The organism is Caldisalinibacter kiritimatiensis, from assembly GCF_000387765.1.
Classification (GTDB): domain Bacteria; phylum Bacillota; class Clostridia; order Tissierellales; family Caldisalinibacteraceae; genus Caldisalinibacter; species Caldisalinibacter kiritimatiensis.
This window is the reverse complement of record NZ_ARZA01000039.1, coordinates 21545-45493: the sequence shown is the minus strand read 5'-3', so window position 1 is coordinate 45493 and position 23949 is coordinate 21545. Positions and strand designations below refer to the sequence as shown.

Below are 23949 nucleotides of genomic sequence, written 5' to 3'. Positions count from 1 at the left end.
AAACTAATTAGTAAACATAGATTAATTCTATAGTTAAAAAATTAAAGAAATATGATAAATTACACAACCTGTTATTACCAGGAAAAATTGGAGCAAGATTTAAAGGAGTGGGAAAGATGTTGTATACGAGACTACCAAACAAAAACCTTTAAGTCAAAAGAATGCCGGCAAGCATGTTTGATCGAGATAGTGCTAATAAAGATAAGCCTATGACAGAAGATTGGTGGGCTAATACAACTGGAGAAGTTGGGGCAGATGGTAAATATGATTGGAATTGGACATCTACTTCTGACTTCCGTAATTGGATTTTGAACAATAAATCTCAGAATGATTATGGTATACAAGGTATATCATATACAGAACCAACATATATGAAAATTGGGGACTATGTTTATGACCCAGGACATGTAATGTTTATTACTAAGATCACTGATAACGATGGTGATGGTTATACTGATTGGGATGAAATTTATATTAGTGCACATACTAATAATCGTAAAAATCATAACTTAAAAGCTCTTTATGGTGGAGTAGCAGTTCCTCCAAGTGATTTTGAGTTTATAAATATTTATGGATTTCTTTTTTCGATACTTTAGTTATTATTCACAAAAAACTAATTAAGTTAAAAAATTACAACTATCATAACTAATAGATAGTCTATATAAAGTGGGTAGATTAGAGGAGGTATTTATGAGATTAAAATTACTTTCTATACTAATATCTTTATTAATGATTACAGGTTGTTTAGTGAAGAACAACAAAACAACAAACAGTAATCTAATAGATGGTAAAAATATACTAACAATAGAAGAAATAAAAAATGAATATGAGAATTCAGAAAGCAAAATAGTTAATATATTTCAATTTAAAAGAAATGATACAGATTATATTTTAATTGAAAGTCAAATTTCAAGTTTAGCCAACAGATTTGAATTGGTAAACTTAAAAACAGGGGATAGGGATATTTTACCCAGTGAAGATTATTTTATTGAATCATACAAAATAATAAATGAAAACTATATAGTGTTAGTAGCAAACGGAAAACACTCAGAAAGTGCTTTAAGAAGTGCACCCTTTGAAATACACTGCAAGAGAAATACTGAAAATGTTAAATCCCAATATGATTTTATTGCAGAGTATAAAGAAATAAATTTTCCAATTAATAAAAAAGTTGCTCTTGGAAGTAAAGAACATGAAATTATTGCTAAAGTAACAGATACTTTAAATGGAATACAGATTATGTTTGAGCCACAAGAAGGTTATGAATCCATATTTTATGCAGGTTTTCTAGATATACCTCCTATGGAAACAAATTATGATGAAGAAAAAAATCAAATAATTATTTCATTTAAGAATACAAAACTAAGTAGTAATTTATATGAACAAAATCAGAAGGATTTTAAAAACAATTATTATTTTAGCTCTGTTGATTTTTATGAAGAGTCTGGTAATAGTTATGTTAAAATTAGTTTAAAAGAACCATCTAAATTTTTTAGCATAAAAACGTTTAATTTGTTTGAAGGGGAATATAAAATTGACAACCCATGTGTCGAAATAAGATTCACAGGAAGTAAAGAAGGTAATAACTAACAAAGTAACAGATGAACTTTTTATAAAAGTCTTAATTAACTCAATCTATTTAATTTATTATTGCTGATGAGGATTTAATCGAATTAACCTAATGTCAATAGAGCTACTCTACACGTCGTTATATGTCATTTCATCCGCATAACGTCTAGTATTCAATAGTCAAATTGATTTTACACTGTATTCCATGTACTAAAGGGTTGAAAAAAATCATATTATGAAATAAGATATAAATAGAAAACTTAAGAATGTGAACCTGGTTAGGCGAGGCTCCTATATAGAAATACGCCACTGCCCAGAAACATCTAGAGATGCCAATGGGTTGAACATGTATAATCGGAAAGGTTATACATAACGTGGCTGGTTTTATCCTAAGCTATATAGTGCCAAACCCCAACAGGTGTTAGGAGAATATGTGCCCCTTTCATCTGTATGAAAGGGTTTTTTATTTGTGTATAAACAAATTTGAAGGGAGTGATGAAAATGGATGAAGGGCCTAGTAGGTGTAATAATACAGACAATTTAATAAAAAGCATCCCGGGATACTTCTCTATTTTCATCATATCCCAACAGTGTCACAGTTAATATAAATTAGTTAAATAGAAAAACGACTGTATCATTTTATATAATAGAGGAATATTCGGGGAAATATAACATTGTGAGGTGTCTAAGATGTTAAATATATATAAGACGGTAGAGGGTTCGTTATTAGAATTAAATGAATTTGAAGAAGGGTGTTGGATAAACCTTATAAAACCTACAGATGAAGAGATACAGTCAATTCATAAAAATCTTGGTGTAGAAATGGATTTTTTAAAGGCACCATTAGATGACGAAGAGAGTTCAAGGATAGAGGTAGAAAATGAGCAGGTATTTATTTTAGTTGATATTCCCATAGTAGAAGAATATGAGGGCTCATATGTTTATTCCACATTACCATTAGGAATTATATTAAAAGGAAAATATATAATAACGATTTGTCTAAAGGAAAATTATATAATTCAACAGTTTGAGCAGAATAAGGTTAGATCTTTCTTTACTTATAAGAGAACTAGATTTGTGTTGCAATTATTATACAGAATGGCTACTAGATATTTACTTTATTTAAAACAGATAGATAAAATGAGTAATGAGATAGAAAGACAGCTTCATAGGTCAATGAAAAATAAAGAACTAATACAATTATTAGATTTAGAAAAGAGTTTGGTTTATTTTTCAACTTCATTAAGGGCAAATGAAATAGTTTTAGAAAAATTATTAAAAACAGATGCAGTGAAGCTATATCCAGATGACCAAGATTTATTAGAAGATGTAATTATTGAAAACAAACAGGCAATAGAGATGGCTAATATTTATAGTAATATCTTAAGTGGAATGATGGATGCATTTGCTTCAGTAATATCTAATAATTTAAACATAGTAATGAAAATATTGACATCTATAACTATAGTTATGGCTATTCCAACTATGTTTGCTAGTTTTTATGGTATGAATGTAGCTTTACCACTTCAGAATTCACCATATGCCTTTTCAACAATAGTAGGGCTTTCAGTTATAGTTTCAGTTATAGTAGCTGTATTCTTAGCAAAGAGAAATATGTTCTAAAAAGATTCGGTATGAGCCGAATCTTTTTTTAGTATGTCATCTTTTACGTCTTGTGACCAATAGCTAAACTAATTTTAAATTGTATTTTTTATCCATTGACATTATATATTAAAATAAGTATTCTATATTTAATTTGTATATGTTTATAGAAAGAAGGTGATTAATTATGTTTGCAAATCAAAATAAGACACCGTTATTTGATGCATTAAAGGAATACTATAAAAAGCAAGTTATTCCCTTTGATGTACCAGGACATAAACATGGAAAAGGATTAAAAGAGTTTGCAGAGTTTGTAGGAGATAAAGTATTAGAGATAGATGTAAATTCTATGAAGTGTTTAGATAATATAAGTAATCCGATAGGTGTGATTAAAGAAGCCGAAGATTTAGCAGCAGAAGCTTATTGGGCTGACCATGCTTTTTTTATTGTTAATGGGACTACAGCCGCGGTGCAAGGAATGATAATGAGCGTATGTGAGCCTGGAGATAAAATTATTTTACCAAGAAATGCACATAAGTCTGCAATAAATGGCCTTATATTAAGTGGAGCAGAACCTGTATATATACAGCCAGAAATAAATTATGAATTAGGAATAGCTATGGGTGTGTCTTTAGAAGAAGTAGAAAAAGCAATCGTTAGAAACTCTGATGCAAAGGCGATATTTATTATAAACCCTACTTATTATGGGGCAACTTCAGATATAAAAGAGATAGTAAAATTAGCTCATCAATATGGTATAGCTGTTATAGTTGATGAGGCCCATGGAGCTCATTTTAGTTTTCACGAAGAACTGCCACCTGAGGCTATAGAGTTAGGTGCAGATATGTGTGCAGTAAGCCTTCATAAGACAGGGGGTTCCCTTACTCAAAGCTCACTATTGTTATTAAAAGAAGGTTTAATTGACCCTAAGAAAGTAAAGACTGTACTGAATTTAACTCAAACTACAAGTGCATCTTATCTTTTGATGTCAAGTATTGATGTGGCTAGAAAAATGCTAGCGGTACATGGAGATAAGATATTAACAAAAGTGTTAAAATTAAGTAGATATGCAAGAGAAGAAATTAATAAAATAGATGGATTATATGCATTTGGTAAGGAATTAATTGGTTCTCCTGGAGTTTTTGACTTTGATGAAACAAAGCTATCAATAAATGTTTCAGGATTGGGGTTAACTGGATTTGAAGTGTATGATATTCTTAGGGATGAATATAATATTCAGATGGAATTAGGAGATGTGTTTAATATATTAGCTATAATAAGTGTTGGAGATACAAAAGAATCTATTGATTCATTAATTGAATCATTAAAGGATATAAGTAAAAAATATAAAAAGCAAAAGATAACTTTCAATAAAGGACCGATATTAAAAAATCCAGAAGTAATAATTTCACCAAGAGATGCTTTTTATAGCAGAAAAAAAGTTGTTAAATTAGAAGAGGCTGAAGGAGAAATAAGTGGAGAGTCTATTATGGCATATCCTCCTGGTATTCCAATAGTAACACCAGGGGAAAGAATAAGCAAAGAAATAATAGATTATATTAAATTTTTAAAGAATCAGCATAGTTTGTTACAGGGAACAGAAGACCCATATGTTGAAAATATTAAGGTTCTAGGGGTATAAATAAGGGCAGCTTTTCGAAGCTGCCTCTTAATTACCTATAACTAACAAATCGACGAAGTTGACTTTGTTCTCTATATTTTGTATTTTGTCAAATCCTTTTTAAACTCTTCTGATACCTTCTGGAATTCTTCTATGTTTTCTATCATTCTTTGAAGCTCAGATGCATATGTTGTTACATTTGAACTTACTTCCTCTGAAGAAGCAGAGTTCTCTTCTGCTATAGCTGCTAGTGACTCTATATTTTGTGATACTTGGTTTATAGCTTCTGTTTCTTTGGTTAATTGTTCTATCATTTGTATTAATGAGTTAGATACATTTTGTATATCATTAACACTAGCTGAACTGTTATCAGCAACAACAGATAACCTTTGATTTTCTCCCTCTAACACACTATATTGAGATTCTATATTTTCTACTAATGAATTGATTTCATTAATAAAAGATACTAAATTTTCATTTATGCTTTTAACTGCATTTTTTGATTCTTCAGCTAATTGTCTAATTTCTTCAGCTACTACAGAAAAACCTCTACCGAATTCTCCAGCTCTCGATGCTTCTATAGCTGCATTTAGTGCTAATAAATTAGTTTGCTCAGCTATAGCTTCAACTGTTTCAACTATCTTAGTAACATCTTTAGCTCTATTTTGTAATGAAAAGCTATCTTCTTTTACTTTAGAAAACTGATTAAGTACATTTCTTAAACTATTAGAACTGTCCTTTAATTCTTTAAATCCTTCGTTTATTTTTTCTACTACATTTTCTAAGTCATCTTTACTTTTATTTTCATTATCGACTATTTGATTTAAAGTGCTGATATTATTATTTAGTAAATATGCAGCTGATTCAGTTTGGTCAGCTTGGTCTACAGCTCCTTGAGCAACTTGTTCTACTACTTCAGATATTTCCTTTGATGTAGTATTCATATTAGCTGATATTTCATTAAATGTATTACTAAATACATGAAGCTCATCGGTTAACCCTTTAAAGCCTACAAAGTCGGATTTTATTATATCTTTATATTCATTAATCAACTTATTAATATCCTCGAAAAAGTCATTAGTAGCTATTTCGTTTTCTTCTACATAGTTATTTTCTTTTAAGTCTTTAAGCTGTGATATGATGTTTCTCTTAGGTAAAAGCATTAATTTACCAAATATATACGGAACAAGTACAGTTAAAGCTAAAGTTACTCCTGTAGTTACGTTAGTATCAAGGAAATTTGATGCTATAACATAAGGCACTCCTATAAAAAGAAGCGAAGCAACTGCTAGTTTACCTTCAAATTTCTTTATAAAGCCTAGGGATAAAAGCTTATTTATTTTATAGGATTTATAATTATAAATTTTATCTTCGAAGGTTATATGTATCTTTATAAAATCATCTTTTTGGTCAATAGTTTTTACCTCTATTTTTTCACCATAAAAATTTGCAGCGCCTTCTAGTATACCGTTAAAGTATCCAAACATTTTTCTTGAAGATTTATAAGTCATTTCAGCTTTATTTTTACTTATAGCCTTAATTTTTAGAATTGGTGGGTTAGCCCCTGGGATTCTCTTTGCCACAACTACATGTACATCATACATAGACTTTAAGAACGAATATAAGTTTCTATGTTCGAAGAATGCAGGATAATCATTAGAGAATGTTACTATGTTATCGTATCCTATCTCTTTCCACACATCATAAGTAGTTTTCTTTTGTTTTTCTGCTATATATTCTACCATCTTTTTAGCGACTGAATCTTCTACATCTTCTGTAGGTTTAAATAACTTGTTTGGTTCTAAACCTGCTGCCTTCATAGCTTCTTCAGTTAAAACTTCTCCATAAAGCTTTTTACATGTTTTTATCCAAGCTGAAACTATTGTTCCTTTCATTTATAAAAGTCCCCCTTCCGTAGGTATAATTTTATCTACATATAATTACAATTTTTATCAATATATTCAATGATGATAAAACAAAATAGAAAGGTTGTCCATTGTGTAGAAATATACATATTTATAAATTAAATATAATAAGACAATAATCCTTCTTTTTCTAGTAACATTTTATGAAATATGTAGATTTAACTATCTTTTTACATTATTAACAAGAATATAATATTTTCTAGGCAATAGTACGTACATATTGTCATGTTTTACAGATATCTGTAGACTGGTTATTAATACATGCACAAGGGATTAAAGGATTACATATCATGTATTATATCAATATATACCCAAATAATTGAGAAATTAAATATTTTTAAGTTTATTTGTTCTGTTTTGATATAAGTAGGGGACTTATATTATAGATTATTAAAATATTGAGAAATCAAGGGTTAATCACCTTATTATATATATTATTTTATTGACTTAAGTTGATATGTAGATGTTTGGAATGGGAGGTTAGCAAGAATGTTCGGAAATAATAGTTTGGTTAATATAAAAGTATTTGCTCATAAAGAAAATAAAATTATGACGAAATCTATTGAAAATTTATTAAAAATGATAGTTCCTGCTCAGGTTCCTTTGAGCTTTCACATAGAACTAATAAAAGTACAGGCTATAATTGCAAGAACTCAATTAGTGAGACAATGTAGAGCTTTTGGAGGGCCTGGATGTTCAAAATATAAAGATTGTGATATATGCGATGAAGGACATTGTATAGATATAGTGGATGATAGTTATCTTAGACAAACATGGAAGGATAATTACAATGAATATATGGAAAAATTAAATAGAGCTATAAAAGAAACTGAAGGACTAATTATTACTATAAATAATAAGCCGATAGACCCAAAATTTCACGATACGTGTGGGGGTTCGACAGAAAATTCCGAGGATGTTTTAGGGAATAGAGTCGTATATTTGAGAAAAGTATTATGTAACTATTGTTCTAACTCACCTAATTGGGATGGACATAAAGATTTTACCTTAAAGGATATAGAGGAAAGATTGAATATAAATTTTCCTAAGCTAAAACCTTCTTTGAAAACAGAAATAAAGGGATTTGTTGAAGGAATAGAAAAGGATGAAAGTGGTAGAGTTAGAGAAATAAAGATAGGTGGCAAGAAGCTTAAAGGTAAAGATGTGATGGAGCTATTGGGGCTTGACTCTACTAAATTTAGTGTTACGCCAGCTACTATAAGATTTAATACTAGAGGAAAGGGTCATGGGCTAGGATTATGCCAATATGGTGGCAATCAAATGGCTATAGAAGGATATAGTTATGATGATATTATAAATTATTATTATACTGGTGTCGAAATAAAGAAATATGAGATACCATGTATAAACAAGCCTTTAAGTGGAAAAATATTAATGATCGACCCTGGTCATGGAGGAGAGAAATCCCAGGACTTTGTAGGTCCTACAGGATTAAGAGAAAAGGATGTTGTATTAAATGTAAGTAAAAAATTAAAAAATAGATTAGAACAGTTAGGAGCACATGTATATTTGACTAGGGAAGAGGACGAGTATATGTCCCTTAGTGAGCGGGTAAAGTTGGCAAATAAAATACGGCCAAATTTTTTTATTAGTATACATTTAAATTCCTTTTCAAATCCTTCAATACATGGTTGTGAGATATATTATTATAGAAATGATAAAGATAGTGAAGCGTTAGGAAAAGCTATAATGGGGAGTTTAGTTAATAATCTGAGTATAGTAAATAGAGGTGTGAAGGTTGCAGATTTTTTCCTTCTTAGACAGATAGGAGTTAGCTCATTAAGGATAGAACTAGATTATATTACTAATCCTGAAATAGAGGAAAAGCTAAAGGATAGTGAATATATTAACAGAGTTGCGGAATCTATATCTGAGGGTATTGTGACATATTATAAATATTAGTAATTAAAGATGATTGAAATGTAAGTCTCCTACTTTAATTTATTTTTTTATTATGTTAAATAAATGTAAAAAACGTACTATTATCTAGCATGTATGGGATTTGACCATAATTTTTTTGTATTTTTAGCTAACTATTGCATTTGACAGAGTATTTATAAAATAGTACAATATAAGGTTCGAAATTTGACATTTAATCAGAAATATGGTAAAATTTATATGCATACACTAAAGGAAGGTGATTTTTTGGCAAACAAAAACCCACTTTCAACTATTAAAGCTAATGTTGAGAACCATATAGGGAAAAAGGTTAGACTAAAGGCAAACAAAGGTAGAAAAAAGACTACTATAAGAGAAGGTATTCTAGAGAGCGCTTATCCTAGTATATTCGTAGTAAAGATTGACGGAGGATATAATTCAGTTAGAAGAGTATCATATAGTTATTCAGATATATTAACTGAGACAGTAGAAGTGACTGTATGTGACGAAGAAAGGAAAATACAAATAAGCTAACCGTGTATCAGTAAACCTCCAGTATTTGGAGGTTTAACTTTTTGGTGCATTCACCCCACAATATTATGGAAAAGCTAAAGGCGAACAGCGAATAGCCTAATTTTTTCCGATATCATCCTAAGAGCTGAGAGCTAGGAACTAAGAACTGAATCAAATGCTACTAACTAACGAATCGGCTTTAGCCGATTTTGTTTTTTTCTGATATAATTATATTAATTAATATTCAGAGAGGTGATATAAGTTTCTATGAAAATTAGATTGTTTATTTTATTGATGTGTATGACTTTGCTTTTAGTTGGGTGTGAAAACGAAGGTTTTCAAAAGCCTAATGTAGAGGAAACTATAAATGTTGTTGAAGACGATAAAGAGGCTTCAAAGGAGTTAAATGACACCGCTAATACTGAAAATGACGGAAAGAATGAAGAGAATAAAGATAAAGAAGAGGCAAAAAAATATATAGGACAAGCATTAGACACTTTAGAATGGGATAAAGTAGTTGAAGTATATAAAGAAAAGAGTAAGAAAAGTGAAGTTATTTATAAGATGAAGGATTTAGAAGAGATTGAACTTATAGAGACTGTTCCCTATGGGTGGTTTAAAGTAAGATTAGAAGATGGGACTGAAGGCTATGTTGATGCAAGATATGTAAGAACTAAAGAAGTTCCTCCACATGAATACAATGAGAATATAGAAGGATATGCATTAGTTTTTACTCATCAAGACCAAACTCTTAGAATCTATAAAGATGGACAACTCGTAAAGGAATCGATAGGCTCTAGTGGATTATGGGACCATTTCACACCTAGAGGTATATTTCAAATAGAAAAGGGAAGAAGAGGAAAATGGGCATATATACCGAGATTCAATCAAGGCTTTAAGTATTGGGTTGGATTTAAAGGGGTATATCTATTCCACTCTGTACCATATGATAAAAATGGACAAGTTATACAAGAAGAGGCTGAAAAGTTAGGACAGCCTGCAAGTCATGGTTGTATAAGATTACCTGTTGATGTGGCAAAATTTATATATGAAAATGTGCCTGAAGGGTCATTGGTGCTGATATATTAAAAAAGACTTGGGAAATTCCCCAAGTCTTTTTTAATTGCTAAGAAAGTATATTTGCATTTATCATCCTAAGAGCTGAGAGCTAGGAACTAAGAACTGAATCAAAAGCTAATAACTAACAAATCGGCTTTAGCCGATTTTGTTCTTGTCTAGGAAATAAGAAGAATAATATTGCCTGTACACACATATATTAACAGTGTATTGCTTATTGTATAAATTTTCATATAAATACTAATAATACATAAGGGTTTTATGAATAGAAACGTAAAGGGGATGAAAGTAGTGACTAAAAAAATAGCTAAATGGATAGGTAATATTATTTTAGTTTTACTAGTTATTGTAGTTATATCAACTTTTTATTCAAATATTAAACATAAAAATAATCCAAACTACATACCTTCTATATTAGGGTATAAACCTATGTCTGTTTTAACAGGTAGTATGAGACCAGTGCTTGAACCAGGGGATATGATAGTAGCTAAGGAAATAGACCCAACTAAGATTAAAGTAGGAGATGTAATTACCTATAAAGTAAGTGAAAGTACACTAGTAACCCACAGGGTTATAGAGATAATTAAAAAAGATAATAAAATAATGTTTAAAACTCAAGGGGATGCCAATAATGTAGAAGACAGTAAATTAGTATCAACAGACCAAGTAGTAGGTGTTTTGGCTTTTAATATTCCAAAGGGTGGATATATAGCAAATTTTATTAGAAGTCCAAAGGGATTTATATTCTTAATTTTGTTACCTTTATTTTTCTTGATAATTGGAGAGGTAAAAACCATGTTATCTCAAATAGAGGAAGAAAGCAATAAAGAATCTTCCGATTTATGGGATAATGTGGACCAATAGATGTAACATTATACATAGCTTATATATCTAGGGAACTAAAGACTATTAGAAAAGGGGGTGTTCAAAAGAAAGGTATAAAAGTGAAAAGGGTAGGCTATCTGTGCAGAGATAACCCGCCCTAAAAATGAAGAGCTCACTAAAACCCTTCATAAATTATTATATCTCAAAATTCTAAAAATATTAAATAGGTCTAAAGGAGGAAATTGGAAAATGAAAAAAAGAATGATTTTAAGTTTGGTATTAGTAGGTTTATTGGCGTTTGGTGTAGGTATGGGAACATTTGCTTGGTTTACAAGTCAAGCAACTAGTGAAAATAATGTATTTGAAACTGGTACATTAGTTATTGATGATCCGGGTGCATTAACTGCTAACATGACAGTAGATAATATTTATCCATCATGGGTGTCAGAAGAAAAGACAATTACTGTTCATAATAGCGGTTCATTGGATTTTAAATACAGAATGAGTGTAGAAGCATTAACTGATAATATTTTGTATGATGGAGATACACCACTTCAAATAAGTGTAAATGGTGCAGATTTTGTAGACATTAATCAATTAGCTTATGTTGACTTAGGAGAAATAGCAGCTGGTTCAGATGGTACATTTACAGTACAATTTAAACTTCCTGATGAAGCAAATAACGACTATCAAGATGAATCTGCCACATTTACTTTTGTATTTGATGCAACTCAAACAGGAAATACTGGTTGGGCTCAATAATTAACTGTATAAATATCTTATTTAACATATGGCCGGAAGTAATTCCGGCTATATGTTAATTTAAATAAGGTGGTGAATAAATGAGATTTAAAATAAGTGTAATTATGCTAGCAGTTATTGCTCTAGGGGTCCTTGGTGGTATAGGAACATATGCATGGTTTACAAGCTCAGCTACAAGTGAAGGTAATACATTTGATGTAGGTGAATTTAAAATAGAAACTACACCATATGGAGAAATACCTATGCCTTTATTTGCTACTAGTTATAGTAATGAAAATTGGAATAACAAATATGCAACTGGTGAATGGTACCCAGGGAAGAAAGTACCAGATGACGAAACACAAAGGACTTTAGCCATAAAGAACAGTGGAAGCTTGCCAGCTAGGCTATATGGTATTTCAGCTGATATTGAAGAATTCATAGTTCCAGAAGGTCATTCAAATCCAGAGATGGCTCAAAGTCATTTTGCACAAAATATGATAATTACAGTTAATTGGGAAGGTACAGAATTATATAGTGGTAGCTTGCAAGATTTAATAAATTCAGAACAATCATTTTCTCAATATATTACTGTACAGCCAAGTACAGATCCATCTGAAGTTATTAGATTAGATTTTCAAGCAGAGATGAGTACTGAAGCAGGAAACATTATCCAAGGAACATCAGCAACTGTTGATTTAACTATCCATGCTACTCAGGATAATGATAACGCAGTAGGTTATTTAATAGGTGAATAGATATAAAGGGGAGAGATATAGATGAAAAAAAGATTTGCTATTTTAGTATTAGCTTTTGCAATAGTTTTTGCTATGGCAGGAGTAGGCACAATGGCATGGTTTACAAGTCAAGCAACTAGTACTGGGAACACATTCCAGACTGGTACTTTAACCTTGGGTGGGGTAATTGATGGTGAAGATGTAGCTAACAAATTTGCAACTGTAACCTTTGATAACATGGAGCCAGGTGAGCCACCTGAGAAAATCCAGACTACAGTACTTAAAAATGTAGGTTCACTTCCATTTTATTTATATAGAATTACTGCATCAGATTTAGTAGATAATAATCCAGATAATGAGAAAGATGACACTATTCTTGATGAAGTGTTAATGATAGATATAACAATAGGTGGAGAACATGTATACTCTGGAAAGCTAAGTCAATTAGTTGAGGAAAATGGTGGATACTTTGACCCTATTTATGGTATTGAGCCTAATGATACTCAAGATATGGTGATTACCGCATATATGGACACTAATGCAGGAAATCAGTATCAAGGTTTAAGTATGACTTGTGATTTAACTGTTCATGCAACTCAATCGGAAACCCCTATACAAGGAGAACCAGATGAAACATGGCACAATATGGGATCTACAAGTAACTTTAGAGTTCAAGGAAGAAATCATCAAGCTTTCTTTAGGGATTATGTACAGTTTGACTGGGATTGGAATCCGGATGATAGTGACTTTGAATATTATGAAGTTATGATTAAGCATGAAACTGGTGATCCTAATGTAGAAATAACTGAAGAAAGATGGCAAACAGAAGAGACATTTATTTGGTGGAAAATTACTAGGAATCACTACGATGAGTCAATAGTTGTGCATGATATGATTACAGGTGAAACTATTGATTTAGATACTTATGATGTGCTCTGGAATGTAGAAAAAGACAGAATTAGCATCAATAGAAATGTATTTCCATCTGACTGGAAAGGTATAGAAGTAAAGTTATCAGGAACACAATATAAAGATTCAAATAATCCAAGCCTTCCTGATAAAAGTACAATTCAAAGCTTACCAATTCAATATTGGTCATTTGATGAGTAAATTCAATTTACCTAATTAAAAACTCTTATAAAGCCGAGCTTCGGCTCGGCTTCCTTAATAATGTTTATAGGGTTCAAAAGGACTCAAAGATTGAGTACTTCTGAGTCTTATAAACAGGAGGTGGATGGATGGAAAAAGGTTGTAAAAATAAAATAATATCAGCAATAATAACCTTTACTATGTTCATTAGTTTTTTGTCAACAACAGGGGTAGACCTAGCCTATGCTAATGATGAACCAGATGTCATTTTATATATACACGGAGAAAAATCCAATGGTGGACCTATATTTCATTCAAAGGGAGATATGGCTGGAAATGAGCTTTGGGCTCCAGGGGTAACTAAAAGTGGAGTATTGAGGCTTTATAATAATTATTCTCAAAGAATAAAAGTCAATAATTTAAGTCTTAGAATGACATTGGAAAAATTACGAGATGGAGAATATGTATCTGTTACCGATAGACAATTGTATGAATTATTTGCCAAAAACATGAAACTTACTATTAAAAAAGGTAGAACACTTATTTTTACAAATACAATTTACAACAAAAGTTTTCTTGAAATGCTTTATCAAAAAGACCATGAACAATATAAGGGTTATGATTTACCTATATTTGATAGATTTAATATAGATAAAGGTGACTATATAGATTTAGAATACACAGTATATATGGATGAAAATGCAGGAAATGAGCTACAAGGTCTTAAAGCTACTGTGGATTTCATGATAAATGCTCACGAAAATCCTATATATAAAAAGACAGAAACAAAGGATTCTGATGACCATTGGGCCCATGACTGTATTGAAACATTGATACAAAAAGGGATAATAAAAGGCTATCCTGATGGAACCATACGCCCAGAGAACTATATTACAAGGGCAGAAGCTGCTGTATTGATTGGTAGAGCATTAGGGCTAGAAGAAAAAGACAGTACATTTACAGGGTATTTTGATTCAATACCTAATTGGGCGAGAGGCTATATAATCTCTACAACACAAGAAGATATATTTACAGGTTATCCTGGTAAATTATTTAAAGCAGATAATCATATAACTAGAGAAGAAATGATGGCAATACTTATGAGAGGATTTAACAAAACAAGTGAAGGTGAGTTAAAACTAGAGTTTGACGATAAAGACGACATAGGTACTTGGGCATTAGAATATATAAAAGCGGGAGTTAAAAATGAAATCATAGAAGGATACCCTGATGGTACTATAAAGCCTAATAATGAAGTGACTAGAGCAGAAGCCTTTACTATGATATGTAAGCTATTAGGTTATCACGAAAAACACATAAATTGAAGTATGGTTTATTTTACAAGGAGGTGATATTAATAAAATGAAAAATGATAAGAACTTGAGAATGAAAAGGATTGTAGTAAAAACAGTAAGTGTTTTAGTAGGGGGAGTTATAGTTTCAGTTGTGCTATTAAATAATATGGATAGTTACTCTTGGTTTTCAGATAGAGTTACTAAAGAGTTTAAGGTAACTGCTGCAACAACTGAAGATATAATTGATAAAATACAAATTAATAGTAAAAACCCAGATAAAATTATTCTTAAAAAGAACGATAATTTAACAACATATCCTATAATATATTTTCAACTAGAAGGTGATGTAAAAGATTATATACTACACATTAATCCTGTTAAACTTGAGGAAAATGAGTATACTGCTCCAATTGATGTAGATGTAAACCTATATCAATTTATAAAATTAGCACTTAGTAAAAAAAATAGTATAAAAGGAAAAATAAAATTTAAATACCTAAATGAATTTATAGATGAAGAAAGAGAAATTGAATTTAGTAAAGCTTATCTTATGGATAAGTTTATGGCTAAAATAGACAAGGAAGAAGCACAAAGGAAAAACAGGTCAAATGACGAAAGCATACGTAAAGATTTTGTGAAAATAATAAAATATGTGGCACAACAAATTAAATGGCAAGAGGATATAAACAAAGATAATAAAAAGCAGCAGAAGGTATCTTTAAACTCGGTTAAAAAGTCTGAGGATTCAGATAAAAGATTTGATATGAAAAATAGTAGCATGTTAGTGCAAAATGATGTGGAAAGATTTGAACTAAGTAATGAACAAGAAGAGATAATTAATATTATTACTCCTAAGCTGTTAAGTCATATTAATAGCTTGTATAGTACTATAGAGAAGTTAGTTTCCGATTTAAATGATAAAATCATAAAAATATCTGAATTAAATTGTAGAATAGAAGAAATTAGTACTGAAAATGAAATTTTAAACGAAGAGAAAACTTTGATTGAAGAATCAAATGAAAAGCTAATTGATTTAGTAAATCAAATGGAAGAAGAAAAATTAAAAAATGATGAAATAATTAAAAATATTACAGATGATAATGAAAAACTTACAAACGAAGTAGAAGAACTTACACAGAAATATAAAAATTTAAAACGCATTAATAGGAATTTAAGACAAGAAAACCGACGTCTAGAGCAAATAATTTCTGAATTAACTACTGAAGATGAAGACACTGTTATTGAGGATGTATATGGTGATTAATAAAGTAGCCCTATTATAGGGCTACTTTTTGATAATAATATTTTTACTCACCTACACTTTGAAATTTTCCTACCAATATCCTTTCTTCTTCATCAACTTTAACTCCAAAGAAGTATACTATTGCTATTAAAGCTACTGCTCCCATTAACAATGATATCCATGGGTTAAATCCTAATCCAGCAGGGATGAATCCTACTATTATAGATACTATCCCTACAGCTATAGCGTATGGCAACTGAGTCTTTACATGGGCCATATGGTCACATGCACTAGCCATAGATGACATGATTGTAGTATCAGATATTGGAGAACAGTGGTCTCCTAAAACTGCTCCAGTTAAAACTGCTCCTATAGCTGGAATTAATAATTCTGTTCCACCTAATTCAAAGGCTAAAGGTATAGCTAATGGCATAACAATTGAGTTTGCTCCCCATGATGAACCAGTTGAGAATGCAACTATACCAGGGATTATGAACATCAGTAAAGGTATCATGTATGCTGGTACTGAGCCTTTAGCAACAGATACTATAAATTCTGCAGTTCCTAATTGGTCATTCAATCCACCTAAAGCCCAAGCTAATACTAATATTATTGCGGCAGTTGTCATAGACTTAACTCCAGTTACCCAAGCGTCCATTATTTCTTTGATAGTAAGGATTCTTTGAGCTAAACTCATTACACCTGCTATAATTGTACCCCCTATGGATGCCCAAAGAAGAACAACACTTGCATCAGCATCTCCAAAGGCATCTGTTAAAGCCTTACCTTCAAGTCCTCCACCGTTTACATAAAGACCTATGATTGTAATAACTATAACCGATAGTATAGGTATTACTGCATTATACCATCTTTCATTTTCTGTTGAAGATTCAAGCTGACTAACTTCATCACTAACTAAAGGCTTTGCATCATCATCTAGAACTTTTCCTGTAGTATAAGTTCTTCTTTCTGCTTTTGCCATAGGTCCAAAATCTCTTCCTGAAAAGATTATTACAAGAACGAAACCAAGAGCTAATATACTATAGAATCTAAAAGGAATTGTTTCTATGAAAACATTGTAAGGGTTAAGGTCAACTCCTATCTTGGTAAGTCCATCTCTAATAAGTCCAGTTTCAAAACCAACCCATGTTGATATTAAAGCAATACTAGATATAGGTGCTGCAGTTGAATCTACTATATATGCTAGCTTTTCTCTTGATACTTTCATTTTATCTGTGATACTTCTCATAGTGTTACCTACGATAAGTGAGTTTGCGTAATCATCAAAGAATATAAGTATACCCATAAGCCAAGTACTAAATAAAGTAGATTTACTAGTTTTAGCTCTAGAAACGATAAGATTTGCTATTCCCTTTGTCCCTCCGTTTTTACTTAATACTCCTATAAGTCCACCGATAGTTAGACAGAAGATTAATATTGATACATTCCAAGAGTCTGTTAATGCACCTACTATATAATTATTAAGAGTTTCAGTAAACCCTATTAATGGATTTCCATTAGCTAAAATTGTTGCTCCTATAAAAATAGCTATGAATAAAGACAATAGTACCTCTTGAGTAGCCCATGCTAAAATAATTGCTATGATAGGTGGTAAAATAGATAACCATCCAAATTCCATTTATAATTCCTCCTTTATTTTAAATTAAGTATTTAGCAAATTAGTATTTATATAATTTTTTGCAAATAAAAAAGCACCTGATATGTATCAGGTGCTTATGTTCAAATAACATAACCAATACATACCCATCCCTCCTTGTGGCCCATTGTGTGAGATAGCGCTCCATCAGAATAACGGGCAATTACCCTGATGACAGTCCTACACCTATTCGATGCAGGCCCAGCCTCAAGTTTTGGATACTTGAGACTTCGGCGGCAGCTCCTTTCACTATACTTCAATGGTTTCCGGCCTCCATATAGTTACTGATAGATACCGCGCCTCTACCTCACCCCTTCCAAGGGATGAGGTATTTTGTATTAAATTTTTATTAGTTAAAAGTCTACCATAGAGGAAAAATTGTGTCAACACTTTTTCTTATTCTAATATTTGGAAGAGTTTCAATCACGTCATCTCTTACGTCATCTAGCATCTATTTTTTCCTCTTATATACATATCAATAGCTTCAGCTACACGCTTTGAATGTTTAACTGCTTCTACGACTGTTTTAGCACCTGTAACTACATCACCAGATGCAAAAACTCCCTCTCTAGTAGTTCTACCACAATTATCTACTACTAAAAGTCCTTTTTGATTTGTATTTAGTCCTGTGGTATTAGAAACTATGTTTGCTCTAGGTCCTTGACTTATAGCTACAATAACAGAATCTGCATAGAATATTCCTTCAGAATTTTTCATTGTAACTAATTTATCTTTACCATTTTCGTCTTTAACTTTTTCTGTTTTTACATATTTAACTCCTTCATCTGTTATTTCAATAGGTGATTTATATAACTCAAATTTGACACCATCGATTATAGCATAGTCTAAATCATATTTAGTAGCAGGTATATCCTCCATTCCCTTTCTATACATTATATAGACTTCTTTTGCTCCTTTTCTTAAAGCAGTTCTTGCAACGTCCATTGCAACATTACCAGCTCCAATTACAACAACTTTTTTTCCTAAATCATAAACATCAGGATTTTTTAAATAATCAATAGCATAGTGTACATGCCCTAGACTTTCACCTTTAATATTTAATTTATTAGGATTCCATACTCCTGTACCTATGAAAATTGCCTCATATCCATCTCTAAATAGGTCATCTAATGTTAGTACTGGTCCGATAAGGGTATTAGGTCTTATTTTTACTCCCAGTTCTATAAGTTTTTCTTTTAATTTTTCCAAAATATCCTTTGGTAGTCTAAAATCAGGTATTCCATATCTTAATACCCCACCTATTTTGTCGTGAGCTTCGAATATGGTGATTTTATATCCTCTTAAAGCCAATATGAACGATATTGTTAATCCAGCAGGGCCTGCTCCTATTATTGCTATTCTTTTATTTAAATTTTGTTCTTTTTCTAGATTAACGCTGTTTATATAGTAGTCGGATATATAGTTTTCTATAGCACTAATCTTTACTGAATTACCTTTTTTTCCAAGAACACAACGGCCTTCACATTGATTTTCATGTGGGCATACAAGGGAACAAACAACAGATAAAGGATTGTTTTCAAATAGAACTTCTCCAGCCTTTTTTATATCACCATCTAAAAATAGTTTTATAACCTCTGGAATAGAAGTGCTTACAGGACAACCTTCTTTACACATCGGTTTTTTACATTGAAGGCATCTGCGAGCTTCTTCGATAATATGTCTTTCCATAGTAACCATCTCCTAAGATTATTAATTTATTATATATTAATAATATAATATGTTTAAAAAAAAATACAACTAATAAGCTGTAAAAAAACAGGTAAAAAATTACACTCAAACAAAGTGAAAATACATTTTAAAAAACTATTGACATTTTTAAAAAAAGTAGTATATTTATTATATGTAAACTAAAAGTTTATCTTTATTAAATAAATTGATTATTTTTTTGACTCTATGTTTAGCAATTATAAACATAGAATATAGTATTGGTTTTCTTAGTAGTGAAAATAATTCGTAATTTTAACTATAAGTTATAAATTGTAAAACAATAAAAGAGAGGAGAAATGAAAATGAAAATTGAGCAATTAGGAAGACACATTTTAGCAGAATTCTACAACTGCGACAAAGATATTTTAAACGACCATAAATTGATAGAAAAATATATGAATGAAGCGGCAATTGAAGCTAATGCTACTATAGTAAAAAGCGTATTTCATATGTTTAATCCTTGGGGAGTTAGTGGAGTAGTAGTAATCCAAGAATCACATTTAACTATTCACACATGGCCTGAATATGGATATGCAGCAGTAGATTTATTTACTTGTGGTGACGATGTTGACCCATGGGTAGCGTTTAAGTATCTAAAAGAAAAGCTAGAAGCAGATAAAACTGAAACTTTAGAAGTACCAAGAGGGTTAGTAGATAAAATAAAACATTTTTCTGATGAAGAATTAACAGATGTTAAGTTTAAACCTGATGCAAAAGATGAGTAAATGTATTACATGAACTTATTGACATAAAAATAAAAAGTTCATTAGAAAATTATTATATTAAAAACTTCATAGGTAGAAAAGGAGGCAGAAACAGTGGAGTTATGGTATACAGAGGAGCACACAGACTATGCTAAATTTTCAACGAAAGTAAAAAAGCATCTTTATTCAGAAAAGAGTCCATTTCAGCAAGTTGACGTTATAGATACTTATGAGTACGGTAAAATATTGACATTAGATGGGTTAGTAATGGTTACAGAAAAAGACGAGTTTATATATCACGATATGATTACCCACGTTGCTATGGCTACAAATCCTGATATCAAAAGGGTATTAGTAATAGGTGGAGGAGACGGAGGAACAGTAAGAGAGCTTACAAGATATAGTACTATAGAAAAAATAGATATGGTTGAGATTGATGAGCTAGTAGTAAAGGCATCAAAAGAATTTTTACCAATAACATCAAATAAGCTTGATGATGAAAGAGTAACTTTATATTTCGAAGACGGTATTAAATTTGTTGAAGATAAAGAAAATCAATATGATTTAATAATAGTAGATTCAACAGACCCAATAGGTCCAGGAGAGGGATTATTTACTAGAGAATTCTATAGAAACTGCTTTAAAGCTCTTACAGAGAATGGTATATTAGTAAATCAAAACGAAAGTCCATATTATGAAAGAGATGCAAAGGCAATGATAAGGGCAACAGGCAAACTAAAGGATATATTCCCGACAGTAGAAGTATATCAATTCCATATGCCTACTTATCCATCAGGGCATTGGCTATTTGGATTTGCATCAAAGAAGTTACATCCTATTAAAGATTTTGATGCCGATAGATGGAATAGCTTAAATCTTAAAACAAAATACTACAATACAGATATTCACGTAGGAGCTTTTGCACTTCCAACATATGTGAAAGAGATGATAGAAAATGGAACTAAATAAGAATGTTCATACTTTTATAGGATTTGATAGTGAGTATTCTGATGCTAAATTAGTAGTGTTTGGTGCTCCATTTGATGGAACTACTTCTTTTAGACCTGGAACTAGGTTTGCACCGTCTGTAATGAGGAATGAATCCTATGGGCTAGAGACCTATAGTCCATATTTAGATATGGATTTAGAGGATACAAATATATTTGATGCAGGAGATTTGGAACTTTCATTTGGGAATACTGAAAAAGTAATGAAGGATATAAAAGAGTTTACAAAAGGTATAGTAGAAGATGGAAAGACACCAGTGATGATAGGTGGAGAGCATTTAGTAAGTTATCCAGCAATTGAAGCTGTATATGAGAAATATAATGACCTATATGTTCTACACTTTGATGCCCATGCAGACCTTAGAGAAGAATATATGGGAGAAAAGTTATCACATGCCTCTGTTATAAGAAGGGTATGGGATTTTGTAGGAGATAATAGAATATATCAGTTTGGAATAAGATCTGGAGAAAGAAAGGAATTTCAGTGGGCTAAAGAGCATACTAATTTAACTAAGTTTAATTATGAAGGTTTAGATGAGGCTATAGAAACTATAGGCGATAAGCCAGTATATATTACAATAGACCTTGATGTATTTGACCCATCTGTTTTTCCAGGTACAGGTACACCAGAGCCTGGAGGAATTTCTTTTAATGATATGATGGATATAATATCAAAGATTAAGAAATTAAATATAGTTGGAGCTGATGTAGTTGAGCTATCTCCTCATTACGATGCAAGTGGAGTTTCAACAGCAGTAGCTTGTAAGGTGTTGAGGGAATTAGTGCTGGCTATACACAAATAAAGAAATGACGACGGAACGACGAACCCGGTTCATCGTTCCACAAAAAGAAGGTCTATACGATATGAAGGTATCATATTTATATCGTATAGGCTTTTTTTATTTTCTGTTCCTAGTTCCCTGTCCCCTAAGAAATCAGCATTCTTGATTTCTTATAAAAAAAGTAATTTTTTTGGACATTTTAACATATTATTACGCATAGGTATATAGTAATATAATAGATTGTTTAATTGTGCAATTATTAGCATAAATAAAAGAGAGGAGGCAAATGAATGTCAGTTGAACTTATAAGGGATTTGCTTAGAATAGACCAAATGATAGGTAAAAATCAGGCACAACCCTTAATTGACGGAAAGATAACTTTACCAGAGAACAAACCAGAAATAAATAAGATATTAACAATAGATGGAGATGTTAGAATTACAGGAACAAATATAATTAAAGATAAGATTTTAATAAACGGAGCTGTTGACTTCAAGGTATTGTATGATGCAGAGGATGAACAACAACCAATTCATAGCTTTAAAGCGTCAAAGGAATTTGAGGAAGAAATAGAAATTGAAGGCGTTAATGAACAGATGATTGGAGACGTAAAGGCTCATGTTGAGCACATTGATTATAATCTTGAAGATAGAAATGTAATATCAGTAAAAACAGTTATAGAACTAGAGGGTAAAGTACAGGCTGCAAGTAATATAGATATCGTGAAAGATATAAAGGGGTCACAAGGAGTTCAAGTATTAAAAGAAAGTATTAAATATGATGATGTAGTAGGTATTAATTCATCTAGTACATTAGTAAAGGAAGCCTTTGAAATAGACGAAGATTATCCTGATATACTAGATATATTAAGAGTTGATACCAAAGTATATGAGAGAGAAGTTAAAATTGTAGACAATAAAGTAATTGTAGCGGGTTTAGCAGAGTATTCTATAATGTATTTAGGAGATGACGAAGAAAGTAAGATTAATTATATAAGACATGAGATACCATTTACACATTTTGTAGAAGTTCCAGGGGCTACAAAGGAAATGATGAGTAGGGTTAAGTTAGAGCCAGGAGAAGTTAATTACGAAACTAGAGAAAATATAAACGGAAATATGAGAATAATAGATGTAGAATCAACTGTTGATATATCTGCAAAAGTATTTGAGCATAATGAAAAGGAAGTTACAGTAGACACTTATTCTACAAATAAGAAAATAGATGTAAAGAAACAACAAATAGAGGTTACTGAGAATGTTGGAAGAAATACAGCTAAAGAAGTAATTAACAGTACAATTGAAGTATCAGAAGAAAGCATAAATAATGTCTATAATTTAAATGTCAAACCAATGTTAACTGACTACAGAATAATAGAAGAAAAGGTAATAGTAGAGGGATTTTTAAGTACAGATATGCTTTATTCAGGAGAAGACGACGAAATGAAGAATATGAAGCAGGAGATTCCATTCAAATCTTATGTAGATATTGAAGGAATTGAAGATGGAATGGATTCAGAAATAGACATGGTCTTAGAAGATGTACGTTTTAATAAATCAAATGAGCATGAAGTTGAAGTTACAGCAACAGTTAAACTTGATGTTTCAGTTAATAGCATAAAGACTATAAGTATTGTAACAGAAGCAGAAGAGCTTCAGGATAATATAGACAAAGCTAATAGACCAAGTATTACTATATACATAGTACAAGAAGAAGACACAATATGGGATATAGCTAAAAGATATAATACAACAGTAGAAGAATTAGTTGAGACAAACGATATAATTAATCCAGACAATATTATGCCAGGAGAAAAAATAATAATAGAAAAAAATATAGATTTTGAATTTTAAATATGCGGCCGATAGGTCGCTTTTTTATTTTATAATTGTAAATTCTCAATTGTTTTTCTGTCCCCAGTCCCCTGTCCCCCAA

General features: G+C 31.0%; 21 protein-coding genes and 2 riboswitches. Of the genes, 18 read left to right on the top strand and 3 right to left on the bottom strand.

The genetic code is table 11. The features are described from left to right. The first annotated feature begins 173 nt into the window (after window positions 1-173). The 4 genes from L21TH_RS01255 to L21TH_RS01240 all read left to right on the top strand — a co-directional run bounded on the left by L21TH_RS01255 (window position 174) and on the right by L21TH_RS01240 (window position 4813). Window positions 174-596: an amidase domain-containing protein gene (locus L21TH_RS01255; RefSeq protein WP_006307035.1), complete on the top strand. Its 423-nt coding sequence runs from the start codon at window positions 174-176 to the stop codon at window positions 594-596. Between the two features lie 94 nt (window positions 597-690). Continuing rightward, the gene (locus tag L21TH_RS01250) at window positions 691-1590 is read left to right on the top strand and encodes a hypothetical protein (protein ID WP_006307034.1); all 900 of its coding nucleotides are present in this window, start codon (window positions 691-693) and stop codon (window positions 1588-1590) included. 246 nt (window positions 1591-1836) lie between these two features. Next, window positions 1837-2001: riboswitch (M-box (ykoK) riboswitch) on the top strand. 258 nt (window positions 2002-2259) lie between these two features. Further along, window positions 2260-3192 carry a magnesium transporter CorA family protein gene (locus L21TH_RS01245; protein ID WP_006307033.1) on the top strand — a complete coding sequence of 311 codons (933 nt, stop codon included), beginning with the start codon at window positions 2260-2262 and terminating at the stop codon, window positions 3190-3192. Between the two features lie 166 nt (window positions 3193-3358). Then, window positions 3359-4813 carry an aminotransferase class I/II-fold pyridoxal phosphate-dependent enzyme gene (locus tag L21TH_RS01240; protein ID WP_006307032.1) on the top strand — a complete coding sequence of 485 codons (1455 nt, stop codon included), beginning with the start codon at window positions 3359-3361 and terminating at the stop codon, window positions 4811-4813. A 71-nt stretch (window positions 4814-4884) separates the two neighbouring features. On the opposite strand, the gene L21TH_RS01235 is transcribed toward L21TH_RS01240, so the two are convergent. Then, a complete protein-coding gene (locus L21TH_RS01235) occupies window positions 4885-6687 on the bottom strand; it encodes a heme NO-binding domain-containing protein (RefSeq protein ID WP_006307030.1) in 1803 nt (600 codons plus the stop codon). Window positions 6688-7206: 519 nt separating this feature from the next. On the opposite strand from L21TH_RS01235, the gene spoIID reads away from it, so the two are divergent. The 10 genes from spoIID to L21TH_RS01190 all read left to right on the top strand — a co-directional run bounded on the left by spoIID (window position 7207) and on the right by L21TH_RS01190 (window position 16157). Further along, complete coding sequence (gene spoIID / locus L21TH_RS01230; RefSeq protein WP_006307029.1) at window positions 7207-8640, top strand: stage II sporulation protein D; 1434 nt, start codon at window positions 7207-7209, stop codon at window positions 8638-8640. A gap of 243 nt (window positions 8641-8883) precedes the next feature. Beyond that, on the top strand, window positions 8884-9150 hold the full coding sequence (locus L21TH_RS01225; RefSeq protein ID WP_006307028.1) for a Veg family protein: 267 nt from the start codon (window positions 8884-8886) through the stop codon (window positions 9148-9150). Between the two features lie 246 nt (window positions 9151-9396). After that, window positions 9397-10218: a L,D-transpeptidase family protein gene (locus L21TH_RS13650; protein WP_006307027.1), complete on the top strand. Its 822-nt coding sequence runs from the start codon at window positions 9397-9399 to the stop codon at window positions 10216-10218. 119 nt (window positions 10219-10337) lie between these two features. Next, window positions 10338-10409 (top strand): hypothetical protein, encoded by a 72-nt coding sequence (locus L21TH_RS15185; RefSeq protein ID WP_423219125.1) that lies wholly within the window; start codon window positions 10338-10340, stop codon window positions 10407-10409. An 88-nt stretch (window positions 10410-10497) separates the two neighbouring features. Next, window positions 10498-11070 carry a signal peptidase I gene (locus L21TH_RS01215; RefSeq protein ID WP_006307026.1) on the top strand — a complete coding sequence of 191 codons (573 nt, stop codon included), beginning with the start codon at window positions 10498-10500 and terminating at the stop codon, window positions 11068-11070. Window positions 11071-11280: 210 nt separating this feature from the next. Continuing rightward, complete coding sequence (locus tag L21TH_RS01210) at window positions 11281-11793, top strand: TasA family protein (protein WP_006307025.1); 513 nt, start codon at window positions 11281-11283, stop codon at window positions 11791-11793. Window positions 11794-11873: 80 nt separating this feature from the next. Further along, complete coding sequence (locus L21TH_RS01205; RefSeq protein WP_006307024.1) at window positions 11874-12530, top strand: SipW-dependent-type signal peptide-containing protein; 657 nt, start codon at window positions 11874-11876, stop codon at window positions 12528-12530. A gap of 21 nt (window positions 12531-12551) precedes the next feature. Then, entirely contained in the window at window positions 12552-13619 is a 1068-nt protein-coding gene (locus L21TH_RS01200) for a TasA family protein (protein WP_006307023.1), read from the top strand. Between the two features lie 128 nt (window positions 13620-13747). Further along, window positions 13748-14923, top strand: a complete 1176-nt coding sequence (locus L21TH_RS01195) for an S-layer homology domain-containing protein (RefSeq protein WP_006307022.1) — start codon at window positions 13748-13750, stop codon at window positions 14921-14923. Between the two features lie 37 nt (window positions 14924-14960). Further along, window positions 14961-16157 (top strand): coiled-coil domain-containing protein, encoded by a 1197-nt coding sequence (locus tag L21TH_RS01190; RefSeq protein WP_006307021.1) that lies wholly within the window; start codon window positions 14961-14963, stop codon window positions 16155-16157. 43 nt (window positions 16158-16200) lie between these two features. On the opposite strand, the gene L21TH_RS01185 is transcribed toward L21TH_RS01190, so the two are convergent. Next, the gene (locus L21TH_RS01185) at window positions 16201-17775 is read right to left on the bottom strand and encodes a Na+/H+ antiporter NhaC family protein (RefSeq protein WP_006307019.1); all 1575 of its coding nucleotides are present in this window, start codon (window positions 17773-17775) and stop codon (window positions 16201-16203) included. A gap of 147 nt (window positions 17776-17922) precedes the next feature. Further along, window positions 17923-18106, bottom strand: a riboswitch (Lysine riboswitch). A gap of 131 nt (window positions 18107-18237) precedes the next feature. Continuing rightward, the gene (locus L21TH_RS01180) at window positions 18238-19482 is read right to left on the bottom strand and encodes an NAD(P)-dependent oxidoreductase (protein WP_006307017.1); all 1245 of its coding nucleotides are present in this window, start codon (window positions 19480-19482) and stop codon (window positions 18238-18240) included. Between the two features lie 341 nt (window positions 19483-19823). On the opposite strand from L21TH_RS01180, the gene speD reads away from it, so the two are divergent. From speD to L21TH_RS01160, 4 genes are all read left to right on the top strand, one after another. Further along, the gene (gene speD / locus L21TH_RS01175) at window positions 19824-20246 is read left to right on the top strand and encodes an adenosylmethionine decarboxylase (protein WP_006307015.1); all 423 of its coding nucleotides are present in this window, start codon (window positions 19824-19826) and stop codon (window positions 20244-20246) included. Between the two features lie 93 nt (window positions 20247-20339). Further along, a complete protein-coding gene (speE, locus tag L21TH_RS01170; RefSeq protein ID WP_006307014.1) occupies window positions 20340-21194 on the top strand; it encodes a polyamine aminopropyltransferase in 855 nt (284 codons plus the stop codon). Continuing rightward, on the top strand, window positions 21181-22035 hold the full coding sequence (gene speB, locus L21TH_RS01165; protein ID WP_006307013.1) for an agmatinase: 855 nt from the start codon (window positions 21181-21183) through the stop codon (window positions 22033-22035). Before speE ends, speB begins: the two co-directional genes overlap by 14 nt. A 269-nt stretch (window positions 22036-22304) precedes the next feature. Next, on the top strand, window positions 22305-23867 hold the full coding sequence (locus L21TH_RS01160) for a DUF3794 and LysM peptidoglycan-binding domain-containing protein (protein WP_006307012.1): 1563 nt from the start codon (window positions 22305-22307) through the stop codon (window positions 23865-23867). Window positions 23868-23949 lie beyond the last annotated feature (82 nt).